The 15,461-nt window shown below is 42.8% G+C and carries 16 protein-coding genes and 1 tRNA gene; 7 read left to right on the top strand and 10 right to left on the bottom strand.

The genetic code is table 11. The features are described 5' to 3' along the window. Positions 1–163: 163 nt before the first annotated feature. Together ABD894_RS14475 and ABD894_RS14470 are read right to left on the bottom strand one after the other, a co-directional pair. Entirely contained in the window at positions 164–829 is a 666-nt protein-coding gene (locus ABD894_RS14475) for a DNA alkylation repair protein (RefSeq protein ID WP_345211762.1), read from the bottom strand. A 153-nt stretch (positions 830–982) separates the two neighbouring features. After that, positions 983–1,525, bottom strand: a complete 543-nt coding sequence (locus ABD894_RS14470) for a hypothetical protein (RefSeq protein ID WP_345211761.1) — start codon at positions 1,523–1,525, stop codon at positions 983–985. Positions 1,526–1,716: 191 nt separating this feature from the next. On the opposite strand from ABD894_RS14470, the gene ABD894_RS14465 reads away from it, so the two are divergent. The 3 genes from ABD894_RS14465 to ABD894_RS14455 all read left to right on the top strand — a co-directional run bounded on the left by ABD894_RS14465 (position 1,717) and on the right by ABD894_RS14455 (position 3,664). Next, positions 1,717–2,304, top strand: coding sequence for a Crp/Fnr family transcriptional regulator (locus tag ABD894_RS14465; RefSeq protein WP_345211760.1), 588 nt, complete (start codon positions 1,717–1,719; stop codon positions 2,302–2,304). An 80-nt stretch (positions 2,305–2,384) separates the two neighbouring features. After that, positions 2,385–3,068 (top strand): alpha/beta fold hydrolase, encoded by a 684-nt coding sequence (locus ABD894_RS14460; RefSeq protein ID WP_345211759.1) that lies wholly within the window; start codon positions 2,385–2,387, stop codon positions 3,066–3,068. Next, positions 3,065–3,664, top strand: a complete 600-nt coding sequence (locus ABD894_RS14455; protein ID WP_345211758.1) for a Crp/Fnr family transcriptional regulator — start codon at positions 3,065–3,067, stop codon at positions 3,662–3,664. The genes ABD894_RS14460 and ABD894_RS14455 overlap by 4 nt, the downstream gene beginning before the upstream one ends. 144 nt (positions 3,665–3,808) lie before the next feature. Here the strand turns inward: ABD894_RS14455 and ABD894_RS14450 are convergent, their stop codons facing one another. The 5 genes from ABD894_RS14450 to ABD894_RS14430 form a co-directional block, all read right to left on the bottom strand. Beyond that, positions 3,809–4,744, bottom strand: a complete 936-nt coding sequence (locus ABD894_RS14450) for a hypothetical protein (RefSeq protein WP_345211757.1) — start codon at positions 4,742–4,744, stop codon at positions 3,809–3,811. 219 nt (positions 4,745–4,963) lie between these two features. After that, positions 4,964–5,632 carry a MarC family protein gene (locus ABD894_RS14445; protein WP_345211756.1) on the bottom strand — a complete coding sequence of 223 codons (669 nt, stop codon included), beginning with the start codon at positions 5,630–5,632 and terminating at the stop codon, positions 4,964–4,966. 112 nt (positions 5,633–5,744) lie between these two features. Then, positions 5,745–6,431 (bottom strand): ATP-dependent Clp protease proteolytic subunit, encoded by a 687-nt coding sequence (locus ABD894_RS14440; protein WP_345211755.1) that lies wholly within the window; start codon positions 6,429–6,431, stop codon positions 5,745–5,747. Beyond that, positions 6,432–6,704 carry a hypothetical protein gene (locus tag ABD894_RS14435; protein WP_345211754.1) on the bottom strand — a complete coding sequence of 91 codons (273 nt, stop codon included), beginning with the start codon at positions 6,702–6,704 and terminating at the stop codon, positions 6,432–6,434. It lies immediately after the preceding gene. Then, positions 6,685–7,215: an RNA polymerase sigma factor gene (locus tag ABD894_RS14430; RefSeq protein WP_345211753.1), complete on the bottom strand. Its 531-nt coding sequence runs from the start codon at positions 7,213–7,215 to the stop codon at positions 6,685–6,687. The genes ABD894_RS14435 and ABD894_RS14430 overlap by 20 nt, the downstream gene beginning before the upstream one ends. Before the next feature lie 413 nt (positions 7,216–7,628). On the opposite strand from ABD894_RS14430, the gene ABD894_RS14425 reads away from it, so the two are divergent. Then, positions 7,629–8,738: a hypothetical protein gene (locus tag ABD894_RS14425; RefSeq protein WP_345211752.1), complete on the top strand. Its 1,110-nt coding sequence runs from the start codon at positions 7,629–7,631 to the stop codon at positions 8,736–8,738. Between the two features lie 92 nt (positions 8,739–8,830). On the opposite strand, the gene ABD894_RS14420 is transcribed toward ABD894_RS14425, so the two are convergent. Together ABD894_RS14420 and ABD894_RS14415 are read right to left on the bottom strand one after the other, a co-directional pair. After that, positions 8,831–10,003, bottom strand: coding sequence for a PepSY-associated TM helix domain-containing protein (locus ABD894_RS14420; RefSeq protein WP_345211751.1), 1,173 nt, complete (start codon positions 10,001–10,003; stop codon positions 8,831–8,833). Positions 10,004–10,005: 2 nt separating this feature from the next. Next, complete coding sequence (locus ABD894_RS14415) at positions 10,006–12,408, bottom strand: TonB-dependent receptor (protein ID WP_345211750.1); 2,403 nt, start codon at positions 12,406–12,408, stop codon at positions 10,006–10,008. A gap of 151 nt (positions 12,409–12,559) precedes the next feature. Between ABD894_RS14415 and ABD894_RS14410 the strand changes: the two genes are divergently transcribed. Together ABD894_RS14410 and ABD894_RS14405 are read left to right on the top strand one after the other, a co-directional pair. Next, entirely contained in the window at positions 12,560–13,183 is a 624-nt protein-coding gene (locus ABD894_RS14410; RefSeq protein ID WP_345211749.1) for a methyltransferase domain-containing protein, read from the top strand. A gap of 125 nt (positions 13,184–13,308) precedes the next feature. After that, entirely contained in the window at positions 13,309–14,139 is an 831-nt protein-coding gene (locus ABD894_RS14405; RefSeq protein WP_345211748.1) for a hypothetical protein, read from the top strand. 97 nt (positions 14,140–14,236) lie between these two features. Here ABD894_RS14405 and ABD894_RS14400 read toward each other — a convergent pair. Beyond that, positions 14,237–14,310: transfer RNA gene (locus ABD894_RS14400), tRNA-Asn, on the bottom strand. Positions 14,311–14,396: 86 nt separating this feature from the next. On the opposite strand from ABD894_RS14400, the gene ABD894_RS14395 reads away from it, so the two are divergent. Continuing rightward, the gene (locus ABD894_RS14395) at positions 14,397–15,311 is read left to right on the top strand and encodes a PfkB family carbohydrate kinase (protein ID WP_345211747.1); all 915 of its coding nucleotides are present in this window, start codon (positions 14,397–14,399) and stop codon (positions 15,309–15,311) included. Positions 15,312–15,461 lie beyond the last annotated feature (150 nt).

Raw genomic sequence — 15,461 nt, 5'->3', positions numbered from 1 at the left:
ATTCTTTGATCAGCAAACGATAGGTCTGAAGATAGTTCCGCTTAAGGGTGAGGTCATTCGTGTTGATGCGCATGGTGACTAACTTTTTTTAAAGCTAATCTTGTTACCGAATTATATAACCTTTACAGCAATGACATTCAAATATAGAATCAACCTGATCTACTTACCCCTGCCGCCGCACCATCTCATTGATCCAGATGGGGGCAAATGGCGATGTACAGCCCTTTGATGTTGGATAATCGCGGTAAATGCCTAACCGTTCGCCTATGGCTAAGGCACGTTCACGGTAAGCAGGATGATTTATACCGATCTGTGCCAGTGTGCTATTCATGGTCCACTGCACTTCAGGCGGGGCAACAGGCATTTCGACCTCTATCCTATCCAGTAATGCCGGTATATCAATTCCTTCCGGGCTCCTTGCTACCTTTCCGCTGGTAAGGCTCCAGCCTGCACGGGCTGCCATGGGATCGTCGGTAAGCATCCATTGTTCGCGCAACTGTTCCTTATCCGGATATTCCTTTATTACATAAGCGCTAAGCCAATCGGCCACCTGCGAGAAACGTTCCGAGCGCACCATATTGTCCAGTTCTGCCTGCGACAATAGTTTAGGGTTGACCACCAAAGTAGCCAGCAGCCTGGCCTCTACATTCCCGGTTTCCCATAGTGCTTTAGCCAGTTGATGATCGGTTTTTAGTTTTTTGGCCAGCGTTCTGATATCGCCCATCTTTACCCCAAACTGGTTTTCACCCGCCCCAAACTTTACATTATGGGCATATACCTTTTGGTCGGCAAGCGATTTTAGTTTTGTTACAATTTCAGCTACAGTCATGAACATTACAATTTTTACTGCGGATTATAAATTACCAGCAATTTAAGTTTTTGGTGTATAAATAATGTCTTCATCTGCATAAAAACATTATTCATAAAACCAATAACCATGCTAAATAGCATTTTATACCCACCGCAGCATTAAACGAGTGCTTTAGTTGGTAGCTGCTGTAGGGCTTGTTTTTGAAAGGCGAAATGCGGCCAGCAAATAATAAAAAGCTCCAAAAGCTGCATAGCCGGCCAGGCTTGTAATTCCTTTTGTTGGGTCATGTGCCAACAAAATAAACGAGGTGCCTCCAAGGATGGATTGTCCGCCGCTGATGATCATAGGCCATTGGCCACCTAAAACCTTCCTGCGGCGTAACCCTAATATTAGTTGAATTAATCCGGTACCGATAGCCCAGGCACCAAAAACCATTAACGCTTCAGGAACGCCTTTCTGCAGCGCTATACCAACAGCTATGGTAGTGATGCTACTGATCGCCGCGTTAATGTATTGCGGCGTTTTGGATGGGCTGTTTTGATTAGCACGGATATCAAGAAAAGTGCCTACAACATCCCATGCCGGATAAATGATCAGCAATATGGTAGCCATCATAATGGAGGTTTTTGCAAATAGTGCTACAAGTATTACCCATAATACCGAAAATGCGGCGCGGGTAAAATAGAGTTTACGTAGTTCAGAACTTGTTGTCATGATTTTTAATATTTTAATTGCTTGTTAGGGCAAAGTTGTAAAGGATAAGCCGGCATCATTTTCACTTAAGTGAAAATACAAACAGAAGATTACCTTGCAATTACATTCTCATTAAGGTGCTAAATTTTCACCTAAGTGAAAATTTCCCGTTGATATTCATATTATATTTGAAATATAATAACCCGGTATTGATGAAACATGAATTACCTTATTGGTACGAGCCGCTAAAAAGCAAGTACCCGGTGGTGACCGAAGAAGAATGGCACTTACTGGATAGTATGGCTGCTGTTAAATACATCCGTAAAGGCGAATCTTTTTTAAAACATGGTAAGGTGGCACGCTTTTGTGCTTTTGTCATGTCCGGGCAATTCAAGTTTTCAATTGTGGATGAGGATAGTAATGAAAAGATCATCAGGTTCGGCTTCCCTAATGATTTTTTGGCTAACTGCGAAAGTTATAATAAAAAAGCACCATCTGCCGTGAGCATTACAGCACTGGAGGATTCGGTGATCTTAAAAATAAATATCAAAAAATTGCAGCCGCTTTATGAACTGCATATGAATTTGCTGCATGTTAACCTGGATTTGTATCGTGAAATATCAGAGCAGCAATCAGAACACCAGCATATACTTTCGCTAAAAAGTCCGTTGGGGCGTTACCGGTATCTGCTTGAACGCAGGCCCTTAATCATTCAAAAAATAACGCTCACCAATATTGCCCGTTACCTTTATATAAGCCGGGAAGCATTGAGCCGTGCAAGATTATCGGTATTAAAATAGCCATGCAATTTTGTGATTGAAATCACGGGCAAGGCTCTGCTTCGCCGGTAGTTTTGTTTAAAAAAAAAATGAAGCAAAGCATGATCTTACTCCATGGCTTATTCGGAGGATTGAGTAACTGGACCGAAGTTGTACGGTATTTTGACGACCGGTTTGATATTTATGTTCCGGAGTTGCCGCTGTATGAAAAACATAAAGGAGACACTGTTGAATATTTGGTAAATTTTTTGGCATTAATGATTAACGCTGCCAAGCTGGAAAGTGTGATACTGGTAGGAAATTCACTGGGAGGCCATATTGCTATACGCTACACCCACCGTTTCCCAAATAAAGTTGCGAAATTAGTGCTCACCGGAAGTTCCGGACTTTATGAAAACACACAGGTTGGGAGTTATTTAAAACGCGGCAATTATAGTTATATCAAAGAAAGAGTTGCAGCCACATTTTACGATCCGGCTATGGCTACCGACGAACTGATTGCGGAGGTGATGCAGGTTACTACCGATGCTTACAAATGTTTATGTATTATAAAAGCAGCCAAAGCTACCCAGCGCGACCAGGTGCTTACCCGACTTCCGGATATTCAGGTTCCTGCTTTACTAATATGGGGCAATGATGACCGGATAACACCTCCGGCAGTTGCCGAACAATTTAGGGATAATTTACCCAACGCTATACTCGTAATGTTTCAAAATTGCGGACATGCACCAATGATGGAAAAAACCGACGCATTTAATAGTGCATTAGAAAAGTTTATACAATGACCGATAGAAACGAAATATTAATGCAGCATCTAAGAGATTTTGCGCCGTTGAACGAAAAAGACATAACCGATAGTCAGCTTCTTTGGAAAGCCCGAAGAATAGCTAAGGGAGACTTTTTCAACATGCAAAGCATGGTATGTAATGACCTTGGCCTTATAGTTAAAGGAATATTCCGCATCTATTTTCGTGCGCCTGATGCAAAGGAAGATCAGAACATATTTTTCTTTTCAGAAGAACAATTCGTAGTTTCTTTAAGAAGCTTTGTTTCACGCAACCCTTGCTGGTATTTTATCGAGGCTATGGAAGATTCGGAGATCTTTTTCATTTCATATTCCGATCTTAATCGCCTTTATGAAAGCCACCCCAATTGGGCAAAATTTGGCAGGTTACTGGCCGAATTATTCTTTACAATAGCGCAATCACGCACAGAAGAGTTGCTATTTCTATCGCCCGAGCAACGTTATACCCGATTAGTGAAAGAACACCCGGATATTGTAGAGCGTATACCTGCCTATCACATTTCGTCGTACCTGGGCATTACCAATCCCTCATTAAGCCGCATCAGAAAACGTATTGAAAATAAAAAGGCAGAGTAAATTATACAGTTATTTAACAAAGAGGCACAAAACTCGTACTGACTCATTGTAATTCACCATGTGCCGGAAAGTTAACAGCCTCAAGCACCCTACCTGAGGCTGTTAAACATAAGTGCTAAACAGTTTGCATTTAAGCCATCCTTTTTACTTGTAAGTATAATTATATGTTTTAGTAAAATTAGTGGTAACGGCCCTGTAGTAAGTTGTAAATACAGTAACTTTTGTAGGATAGCCTTTGTCGTTATATTCATATACAAAATCGTCCTTTTCGTCGGGTACAAACATGCCCTTGTTAAGATCGTATCTTTCGCCGTTAATTTGTATCGGGTTGTTTTTACAGAACGCCCAGGCAAAATCCCAAGGGTAGGCTTGCGGATAAGTTGCCGGCCAGTAGCCTTTCACGCTGGAGAAAGGCGAAGGCTTATCATCGAGCGTGGTAAATGTTAGGCGATAATATAATGCACCGGCCCGCGGCCCGGACAGATCTACAAATTCTATCAATTTAAGGTTGCCGTTTTCGTAATAAGTATAATTATAATTGCGGCCACCGCCGTCAGATGTAATGGCCTTTACCGGTAAGCCATTCTTGTTATTAAGAAACTGCCACAGGCCGCCGGGGCGACTTTGTGTAACCCCGGTTTTAACGTTTTTATCAAAGTAGGTCCAGCTTACCTGTGTTGGTGCACTGTTAAAAAAATTCACCGAGGTATTGGGTACGCCAACAAGGGTAAACAGATAACTGGTGGTACTTATCTTTGCCAGATCTATGTTGCCCGAAGGACTTTGATCGAAATAAGATATGGTTTCGTCAACCTGGTTTGTGCCTATGTTACGTACAACATCACTATCGCGACCGAATTTCTTTATGTGATTATCTTTATCATACTCGTATTTAAAAATAACAGGATAGCCCGTATTGCCGTCGTAATAGGCACGGCTTATAGGGTACATGGCATTCACAATGGCCGAATCAACAGGTGGTGCAGGTTTTAGGTCGGTTACTTTTTTATTACAATTGGTTAGTAATAAAATAGTACACGCCGCCAGCAAACAAATCACAGCTTTGATAGATGTTTTCATAGTAGGTAAATATTTGAATGTTATTTAATAAACAAGTTATTGTGGAGCCAAAAACTTATTGCAAATAAAGGTGACGATGATGGCAAATACTTTCGCGTATGTTACATATCCTTTCGATTTTGTTGCAATTTGTTTCGCCGTGCAACAATTTAGCTCGAAATAGGATAACGCATGCTTAGCGACAATAGCTGAATTTACTGCATCAGTAATTAGCCCGGCTTATAAATGAAGAATGGCTGTGAGGCCGGAGAAGCCTATTTTTAAGCCTACGCAAAATATCAGGAAAGCGGATATGCGGTTCACTACCATCTCGCCGTTTTCGCCTAGATAATGGATCAGTTTTTCGGTATTGAGATAAAAGATATATACCAGCACGCACATCGCGGTGATGGCCAAAATGATAGATAGCATATTCATATAATACTCGCGGCTGCCAAAAACAGTTACGTGGGCACCAAGTGTGAACAGTACCGATATAGTGCCCGCACCTGTAGTGATAGGGAAGGTAATGGGATAAAAAAGACGGTTGGCTATACTTTTGAAAGGAACTACGACGGGCTTTTCTACACCCTCTGCGGTGTCTTTTTTGTCATCGGTTGATAAAAACTCCCAGCCCATCTTACAGATCATGATGCCCCCGCCAAGCTGTACGATAGGCATAGAAATACCGAACAGCCTTAAAATATACTGCCCGGCAAACAGCGAGATAATGCAAATAAAGAAAGCGTAAATAGTGATCTTTTGTACGGCCACACGTTTATCTGCCGGGCAAAGGTGGGCCAAATAAGGCGATACCATAAATGCCGAGCCGATAGGATTGATCACCGGGAACAGGGCGATCATACCTAAGAAGATAAGATTGATGAAAGAGTTATCTATTTGAAACATATACAGCTGCATTTATGTGCCGGTAATGGTGAAGATAATGAAAAAGCAATATAATAAGCTCATTATCTTCAGCCACTTTTCTATCCGGGGCGGTTTTATGCAGGTATTTGTGTTAATCTATATCTCCCAAAACCTCGTCGACCATGCCGTGTTGCTTTGCTTCGGGACCTGTCATCCAGTAGTCGCGGTCAGATGCTTTGTGCACCCAATCGTAAGTTTGTCCGCTATGTTTAGCTATAATTTTGTAGAGATCTTGCTTTACTTTTATTACCTGCTGAGCGGTGATTTCAATATCTGCCGAAACGCCCTGCACGCCACCCGAAGGCTGGTGAATCATCACGCGCGAATGCTGTAAGGCGGCTCGCTTCCCGGCCTTGCCCGCGCAAAGTAAAATAGCGCTCATGGAGCAGGCCATGCCAATACAAATGGTACCTACATCGGGGGTGATCAATTGCATGGTATCATAAATTCCCATCCCTGAATATACATCACCACCCGGTGAGTTGATATACAACTGGATGTCTTTCTTAGCATCTACCGACTGCAAAAAAAGCAGCTGCGCTTGTATAATGTTCGCCATTCTATCGGCAAGGGGTTCGCCTAAAAATATGATGCGGTCCATCATCAACCGCGAAAAAACATCCATTTGCGCTACGTTCATCTGGCGCTCCTCGGTAATGTAAGGCGTCATGTTTTTGGGGATGCTTATTGCGCGACCAATATAGCTATCCACATGCTGGCTGCCTATGCGGTGGTGTTTAACCGCGTATTTTCTGAATTCGTTATGATTGATATCCATTTAATGCTTTTTGAACAGGTTAACAATGCGCTGCATAAAATCCCGGTGTTGCGGTGCAGCGGCTAATTTTTGTTGTGCCGAAATAATCTCAGCCTTTATCTTTTGCCGGCCGTATTGCCTGATGGTTTCGTGGGTGAGCCGCTGATGCGCTATATCGCTTTCCAAATCATCATTTAATATGATGTTGGCCTCAAACAAAAGCTTGTCGGCGGTGGGCATATAACCTAAAAGGTAATCGTCGATAGTTTTGATGTTATTCAATGAAGTCCGCATAGGTTAATGATTTTTGTTTAACGGTTTCTCTTACTTTTTCGAGGCATTTATACTTTGCTACCGTTGCCGAGTGCGTGCCTGAGTAGCCGAAAATGGTAGCCACATCACCAACCGGTAAATGATCGTAATAACAAGCCTTAAGCAATTCCATGCATTTTTTACCGGCGGTTTCGAGGTAGCGCATTATTTTGCCGGTGGCAGGTTGTTCATTGGTAATGGCTTCGGTGTCGAACCCGTTTAAAGGCTGGTTCTTGCTGCCGGTTTTATAATGCTGCAACCACAGCCTTTTAGCAATACCTAATAAATAAGCCTTTTCATTCAGTACGTTGGCCTGTGTTGACGCAATCTTTTCGTAATATATAACCAGCGTATCCTGAAAAATATCCTGCGCTTCTTCAAGGCTGCCGCCCATTCGGGCCACATAACGGGCAACGGGCGAAAAGGCTTTTTTATAAAGCGCCATAAAGAAAGCTTCACGCAGTTCAGCTGTTGATAATCTGTTGTTATTCATTGCTTATCATGAGTGTTTATTACTATGTGTAATATATGTACGAATTATCACCCATCAAATTGCAAAATATTTTAAAGGTGTATGAATGTGTTAAATAGATGCAATAAGAAATGAAGTCAAAATGCCAATGATATTGACCGAATAGTAATTTAATTAACAGGTGGAAAATAATTCAAAAAGTATTTGGCGGCTTAAAAGCAATAATTAACTTAGAGGCAACCAATAGCCTTGTCAAATTCTTTGCACATGTTAACCTATACCTTTCATAAAACCATTCAAAAATTAGCTAAAACATTTAAGCAATTTAATACCGCTTTCCTTTATCCATAGCATTCTACTGAATAGCACCCATGCTTACCTATGCATGCGTTAGCTTAAATACACCAATTTAAAAACCATTTATTTGAAAAGAAATGAAAAACAATCGTGTTATGAAAAACATGGCATTTATTGCCCTGCTCTTATTTGCCTTTGGCTGTAAAAAAGATGCCAAAGCACCACAATCTGCCGAAAAAAATGATCGCAAGCCAACAGCTAAAACATTAAATACTACTGTTGATGTTTATGTTACCGGCCTTTTTAGTAATAACGGTGTCGGAAGGCAATATGCCCGATATTTTATAAATACCGGCAGCCCGGTAACCTTACCATCAAGTACTGCTGATGCTCAGCCCACAGGTATAAAAATAGTTGGTAATGATGTTTACATTTGTGGATATGAGAGCTCTTTTTCAGCTCCATGGCAGCCCAGGTATTGGAAGAATGGCGTAATTGTAAATCTTCCTGCAATACCCAATTCTACTGCTAATGTAGTGAACAGCATCTTCATATCCGGTACCGATGTATACGTGGTAGGTACAGCTACTGTAACCCCGCCTGGTGGTTCGGCTATGTCGCGCGCTGTAATATGGAAAAATGGCGTATCTACAATAATTGGCTCCAGCAGCTACAAAACCTACGCTACCGATGTAACGGTTGCAGGCAGCGATGTATATATTGCTGGAAGCAAACAGTTACCCACAGGTTACAATACCGGGATATACTGGAAAAACGGCGTAGAATATGCATTAAGCAGTGGCAATAATGTTGCTGTTGCCCGTATTGCAGTGGTAGGTACGGATACCTATATCGCCGGAGTGGGCCCTAATACGCTTTACTTTTGGAAAAACGGTGTTATTGTTCCGTTGAGCGGCGGGCCTACAAATGGCGGACAAAGTAGCCCGGGACTTGCTGTTTCTGGTGCCGATGTATATGTAAGCTGTGTTGGGTTTAATTCAACGGCTCCATACTCAAGTATTTATATATGGAAAAATACAGGAAGCCCGGTATCAACCATCAGTTCATCAGCTACCAATGGTAATGTAGATAGTACCCCTGGCAACCTGGCTGTATCAAGCGCCGGCGATATCTACTTTTCGGGCCGTGATCAGTTTTTGGCATGCTATTGGAAAAATGGCGTTAAAACCAACCTTACCAGCGGTACTTACACTTATCCCTACGGCATAGCCCTTAAAGAGTACTAAGATATTATTTCAAAAGCTATTCAGCCGGAATGAAAAAGGCTGTTCCCATATTACCGGGAGCAGCCTTTTTTTATATGTTGATAGTTAAGTGCTTATGAAGCATTTATAGAAACAGATTTATGGCGCACGCTGCGTGGCCGTGGCTTGCGTTTGTTATACCATATTATAAAACCGGTAACAGGCAACGAAGCGCAAATAAACGAAACAATAAAAGCAAGTATTTTGGTAGATATGCCCGAATAAGCGCCGGTGTGCAGGTCGTAATTCATACTTCTTATGTTTTCGCCACCCGTTAAATTTTCGTTTCCGTACTTCAGTAAAAGCTTGCCGGTATTGCGGTCAAAATAATACCATTCAAACTCATGTGTGCGCTTTTCTGCTAACCGTACCTGAACATCAAAGGGATCAGTCTTTTTCTCGCGGAACCGAATGGAAAAAACATCAGCATCAGGGTAGCTGTTAAGCAAGCCTGCAACAGCGTCATCTATTGCGTTCCAATTGTAATTAGCGTTTGGTGTTGATTTAGGGATCTTCCGCTTTTTTACTACCTGCGCGCCGTTAGCCAGGTATTGTACAGAACTATCGGCCCAATCAAAAGCGAACACCAACCCGGTGATACAAATAATGAGAGCCGGTATCAAAACATAAAAGCCCAGCACGGTATGCAAATCGTAATTGAACCTTTTTTTGCCGGTGCCTTTTTTTATAGAAACTTTAGCTTTCAATGCTTTCTTTTTCCACTTGGCAGGCCACCATATCACCAGGCCGCTTAGCAATATCACAAAAAAACAGGCCACAGATACACCGGTGATCATGCCGCCTATATGCTCGCCCAAAAGCAGGTTGAGGTGTAAACTCAGCACCAGTTGAAAAAACTCATTGCGGGTATCTTCAACATAAGCCACCTTGCCGCTTACCGGGTTAATGTAAACGCGGTAATAGTATTTGTAGTAGTTCCAATGCCCAAATGCTTCGGCATTGGTTTTGGAGGCCCTGAAGACCCAGTTACGGTTGGTTGCAGGGTAAACCTCGCAACGGCTTATCTTATATTTTTCGCCAAGGGCGTTCTGCGCGTTGGCACGCAGAACGCTGAAGTTTAACACCGGTTTGTTCTCAACCGGTCTGAAATAACGGTCGTGATAAAAATATTCCTTTAGCTCGTCGGCAAAAACGTTGATGCAGCCCGTTACACTTACAATGATCACAACAATACCGGTGACCAGCCCTAACCACCTGTGTAGCCACAGAAACGTTTTTTTCGCCATATTTAGAAATTATAGTAAAGATTCAGGTTAGCTGTTGCCCCATTCCCCCGAACATATTCGGCATCGATAGCACGATACTGGCTAACTACCGGATAGTAGGAATTATTGAACAGGTTCTCCACACCTAAGCCTGCCGAAAATTTACTGGTGAACTTATAGTTGGCTACAAAGTTGAACAAATTGATCGATTTTACAGGGCCCTCGCTGTTAGCATATAAACCGGTAGAACGTACATCGAAGCGATCTCTGCTGCCGGTGTACACCCAAAAAAGTTTCATATCAAGCTTGTTATAAGGGCGATAGCCAAGGTAGCCGGTAGCCTTTGGCGGCGCTATACGCAAGCCATTCAGGTATACTTTTGTGCCGTTGGTTTGCTCTGATTTACCTTCTACATAGGCGTAGCTACCACCAACTGTCCATTGCGGACTAAGCAACAGGTCGGCAGTAAGCTCATAACCATGTATGTTTTCAGGCTCGCGCTGTGCTACCAATACGCCATTGCCGTTATCAACTAAATTGGCACCCAGGTTTGATTTACTGATGTAGTAAGATGCCGTTAAATTCAATTTACCTATCGTGCTGCTGAAGCCTGCCTCGTAGTTATTGGTAATAATAGGGTCGGTAGTGATGCTTTCCAGCGTATTGCTCGTAGCGCTCCTTAATATCCGCCCAAGCTCATTAATGGCGAAGCCTTGCGAAAAGCTCACGAAAGGGTTAAATATTTCATATTTATTGTAACGTAGGCCCGCGTTAAAAGTAGTGGTTTTGTAAGGGATCTTACCGCCCTTTACCGCAATGCTGCCCTCGTTATTTGGTCCTTTGGCAATGGTGCTGTAGTCTTTCACCTTAACATTGGCATTTTCATAACGGATGCCCGCCTTCAAAATAAAGTTGGTTAATAGGTCGAGCTTCATTTGCGCGTACGGCGCCTGGTTAACCATGTTCATATCGGGTATGTAAACACGGCCATCAGTGAGTATCTGGTTGGTACGGTCGTTTAACAGGTCGAGGCCGTAGGTTACTTCGCCATCGCCTAATGCGCCCATTGTCCATGGAGTATTCAAGGTAACACGTAAGCCTTTTTTGAACGACTGTATTTTAGTTTGCCCCGGCCCGTACCATGCGCTTGCCTGTGCCACATAGCGGTTCATGGATATAAAACCGTTGTAATAGCCCGAAAGATCAAGCGTGGTATTATATGGCAGCGCCTTGTTATGGTACGATACCAAAACATTATGGTTATAAGGCGTGCCCGCGGGTTCGCCCGGATCATCGCCTTTTTGGCCAACTGACGGATTAACGCCGTATTTGCCTATCACGTTCACATAATCGCTGTTTTGGGTACTTCTGAAAAGATTATACGAGGCGGTTACATCGCTGTTGTCATCAATATGATAACCCAATTTAATAAAGGTGTTGTAAAGGGCGTTTTCGCCAAGTCCGTCGGGTTGCGCGTTCACATTTCCTTTGGCATCGCGCTGTACCCCGGTGTAATTGTACGTGCCATTCACCACATACGAGAAGCGGTTAATAGTACCCGCGAAAGATTGCGATACTCGATAGCCTAATGTATTGGCCGTGTTGGCGAGGTTGCCGCTCATGCCAATACTTGAGGTGCCCGAAAAAGTTTTATCAGTAGCAGGTTTTTTGGTAATAAAGTTGATAATACCACCTGCCGAGCCGTTACCATAAATTGAGGTAGCGCCTTTGATCACCTCTACACGGTCAATCACTGCCGGGTCAAGCGTGCGGATATCGCGACTGCCGTTCATTAACGGCGTTGATTGCGGAATACCGTCTATCAATACCAATACCTGGCGGCCACGCAGGGTTTGGCCCGAATTGGTGGCTTTGTTGGTTGCTGTACCTAAGCCGGGTATAGTATTACCTAATATAGATGCTACAGACGGATTTACATTAAGTTGCTCCCTTACCTGGCGGGCGTTTAAAATGCTCACCGATGAAGGAACTTCATTAATACTTTCGGCCTTTCGCCCTGCGGTTACTACTACTTCTGATAAGGCATTGCCGCCTTGCAGTGCAAATGAAACTTCAATGCTGCCATTGGCAACAAGCTCCACATCTTTAGTTACAGGCTGATAGCCAACCATACTAACGCTAACCTGATGAACACCGGCTGTTAAGCCTTTAAATTCGAATTTGCCTTGCTCATCTGTACGGCCATTGGTACCGCCGGATACGCTAACTGTAGCGTAAGGCAAAGTATGACCTTCGGAGTCGGTTACCGACCCATTAACAGCGGCATTTCCGGTATTGGATGTTTGCGCCGATATAGTAAACGGAATAGCTAAAAATAAAATAAAGAGTGCGGCTGTAATTTGGAGTATTCTGCTATGAGTGCGCAAAACACCACCTTTTTGAACGGCTAATTGATGAGATAGCATAAATTGTGGTATGAGTAAAGTTTTTTGGTAAAGATACCTTATTTAGACCAAATAAAAACAATGCGATATGATTTAGCTTGCACAGCTTATTTAAGCGCTGAATCATGTTTATTTTCGTGCGAAATCATTTTAATGAAAAGCATTTATAGATATGGCAGATACATGGACCAACAGGTGGAACGACCGTTACAGCGACAGTGAATTTGCTTACGGAGAACAGCCCAATAATTACTTAAAAGAGCAACTTGTAAAAATAGATCCGGGTAAAATTCTTTTCCCGGCCGAGGGGGAGGGGAGAAATGCCGTATTCGCAGCCCAACTTGCTTGGGCTGCTTATGCATTCGACATCAGTACGCAGGGGCGAAAGAAAGCAGAACAACTGGCTCAAAAAAATCAGGTAACTATCGATTACCGGGTAGGGGAGTTAGATACATTGGGGTACAATGAAAATGAATTTGATGCCATTGCATTGATATATGCCCATTTCCCGGCAGCTATAAAGTCGCAGATGCACATAACACTCAATAAATACCTGCGGAAGGGCGGCATGATCATTTTTGAGGCATTTAGTAAAAACCATCTCCATTATTTGGCGCAAAACGAAAAAGTGGGTGGCCCCAGGGATATTGATTCACTGTTTTCTATTGATGAAATAAAGGCCGATTTTGGTAATTATGATTTTATAGAATTAGAGGAAACTGAGATACTTCTTAACGAGGGTACTTACCATAACGGGCTGGGCTCTGTTATTCGTTTTGTAGCTTGTAAGAGATGAAATTGCATCGTTAGGTTGAAATTCGGATGCAGAAAACATGTTCGATAATTAATATATAATATACTGCCCGGCAGTTAGTTAACTTCAGTAAAAATTGATAGGTTTATTAATTAATTTTATATAGAATGAACCGTTCACAAAAATCAGGCTTGATTTATTTATATTCAGTTCCACCAGTGGCAGCTGCTATTGGATTCGGTATTGGAAAGGTGAATGTTGCTGTATATTTAACCTTATGGGGCGTAAATATCTGTCTGATGCTATTGGCCGTCTGGCAGCTCACCAAACGCCATCCAAATGCCGGGGGGAGAAAATCAGAGGGTTGGACAAGTGCTGCTATATTGCTGATTATTCCCTGGATGCTGTTCTCTATTTTTGCCGGAATGGGACCGCCGCCGGTTACCATAGCGGGTTGGTTGGACACTGCAACAGAGCAACAAGCCAGGTATACAATTTTAATATGTGGGGGTATCATCGCTTTAATGGGTTTCGCTTTACTCAAGGTAAAATTAGAAGATGAGGGCGAACGGCGATACTCAACTTTAGGTTTTACGGCTTTAGGGGTGGCGATCCCTTTGTTTATACTGAATATGGTATTTTGGGGCTATTACCTCACGGTCATTTTTCAGTATTTTGTAACCCTACCAATAGGTAAAAGGCCTGAATGGTATCCGCCGGTCAAAATGTTTTTTTATGTTATTTCGGTTGTCGAAGTGTCCCTAATTTACCTTGCCACAATCCTATTTGCCATTGCGCTCAAAAAGACAGGTATATTGAACATCCGCGCCGGCTATTGGTATATAGTTATTGCAACAATTGGGTTTGTATTGGTTATATTACCACCTTCCTCGCCCGAACCTTTTTCTACCGCAGGCTATCTGGCAGCTATTCCTGCTATTAATTTTATTATGCCTTACCTTATGGGCGTGCGTTTATTACGCTTTAGTAAGGTTTAGGTTTAAATTCCCGAGCTGGCACACGCGTGCCGTGGCAATCTCATCTTAAATCAAATTTTAAGACATAAAAAAGCCCCGCGGACGTGCGGGGCTTGTGCTCCTGAGGCTGGGCTCGAACCAGCGACCCTCTGATTAACAGTCAGATGCTCTAACCGGCTGAGCTACTCAGGAGTATTTTCCGTTTGGAGTGGTGCAAAAGTATAATTTCTGCGGTAATTTCACAATATTTGCGAAAAAAAAATTAAAAAAAATATCGGATGAGTTTGGTAGTGATTGGTACTGTGGCATTTGACGCCATTGAAACACCCTTTGGTAAAACAGATAAAATTATTGGCGGCTCTGCTACTTATGCGGGCTTGTCGGCATCATATTTCTATGATAAAGTGAAAATTGTGGCCGTTGTGGGTGATGATTTTCCGCAAACAGACATTGCCGACTTCAATAGTCACGGCATTGATACTGAGGGACTTCGGGTGAAAAAAGGTGAGAAATCTTTCTTTTGGAGTGGTAAATATCATAACGATATGAATAGCCGGGATACGCTGGTAACCGACCTGAACGTGCTTGCCGACTTCGATCCGATCGTTCCTGAGAGTTATCAGGATTGCGAATACCTAATGTTGGGCAACCTATCGCCGCAGGTGCAGCAAACGGTAATAAAAAGATTAAAAAATCGCCCGAAACTGATCGTGATGGATACGATGAATTTTTGGATGAACATCGCTTTAGACGAATTATTGGAAACTTTAAAGCTGATAGACGTGCTTACCATTAACGATGAAGAAGCCCGCCAGCTTACCGGCGAGTACTCTTTGGTTAAGGCTGCCCGTAAAATATTAACTATGGGTCCTAAATACCTCATCATTAAAAAAGGCGAACACGGGGCTTTATTGTTTGATGAACATACCGTATTTGCTACCCCGGCCATGCCGCTTGCCGAAGTATTTGACCCCACAGGCGCAGGCGATACCTTTGCCGGTGGTTTTATTGGCTACCTGGCTAAAGCAGGCACCATCAGCTTTAACAACATGAAGAATGGCCTTATCTACGGCTCTGCACTGGCATCGTTCTGCGTAGAGAGATTCGGTCCCGAAAAAATAAAGAACCTTACCGAAGAAGAGATCAACGAAAGGGTACAGCAGTTTGTGGCTTTATCGAAGTTTGAAATTTAATTGGAGAGATTCAAGAGTAAAGAATCAGGAGACAAGATAATAGCTTTTAGCGAGCCCTACAAAGTAAAACTTTGTAGGGCTTATTTTACGATGTCATTTCGAACGAGGAACGAGGAGAAATCTTCTGCTCAGAGCAAGTAGCAGACTTAC

The sequence above is a fragment of the Mucilaginibacter gynuensis genome, from assembly GCF_039541195.1.
GTDB classification, from domain to species: Bacteria; Bacteroidota; Bacteroidia; order Sphingobacteriales; family Sphingobacteriaceae; genus Mucilaginibacter; species Mucilaginibacter gynuensis.
Note: the sequence above shows the minus strand (reverse complement) of the source record. Positions and strands in the feature narration are given on the sequence as shown.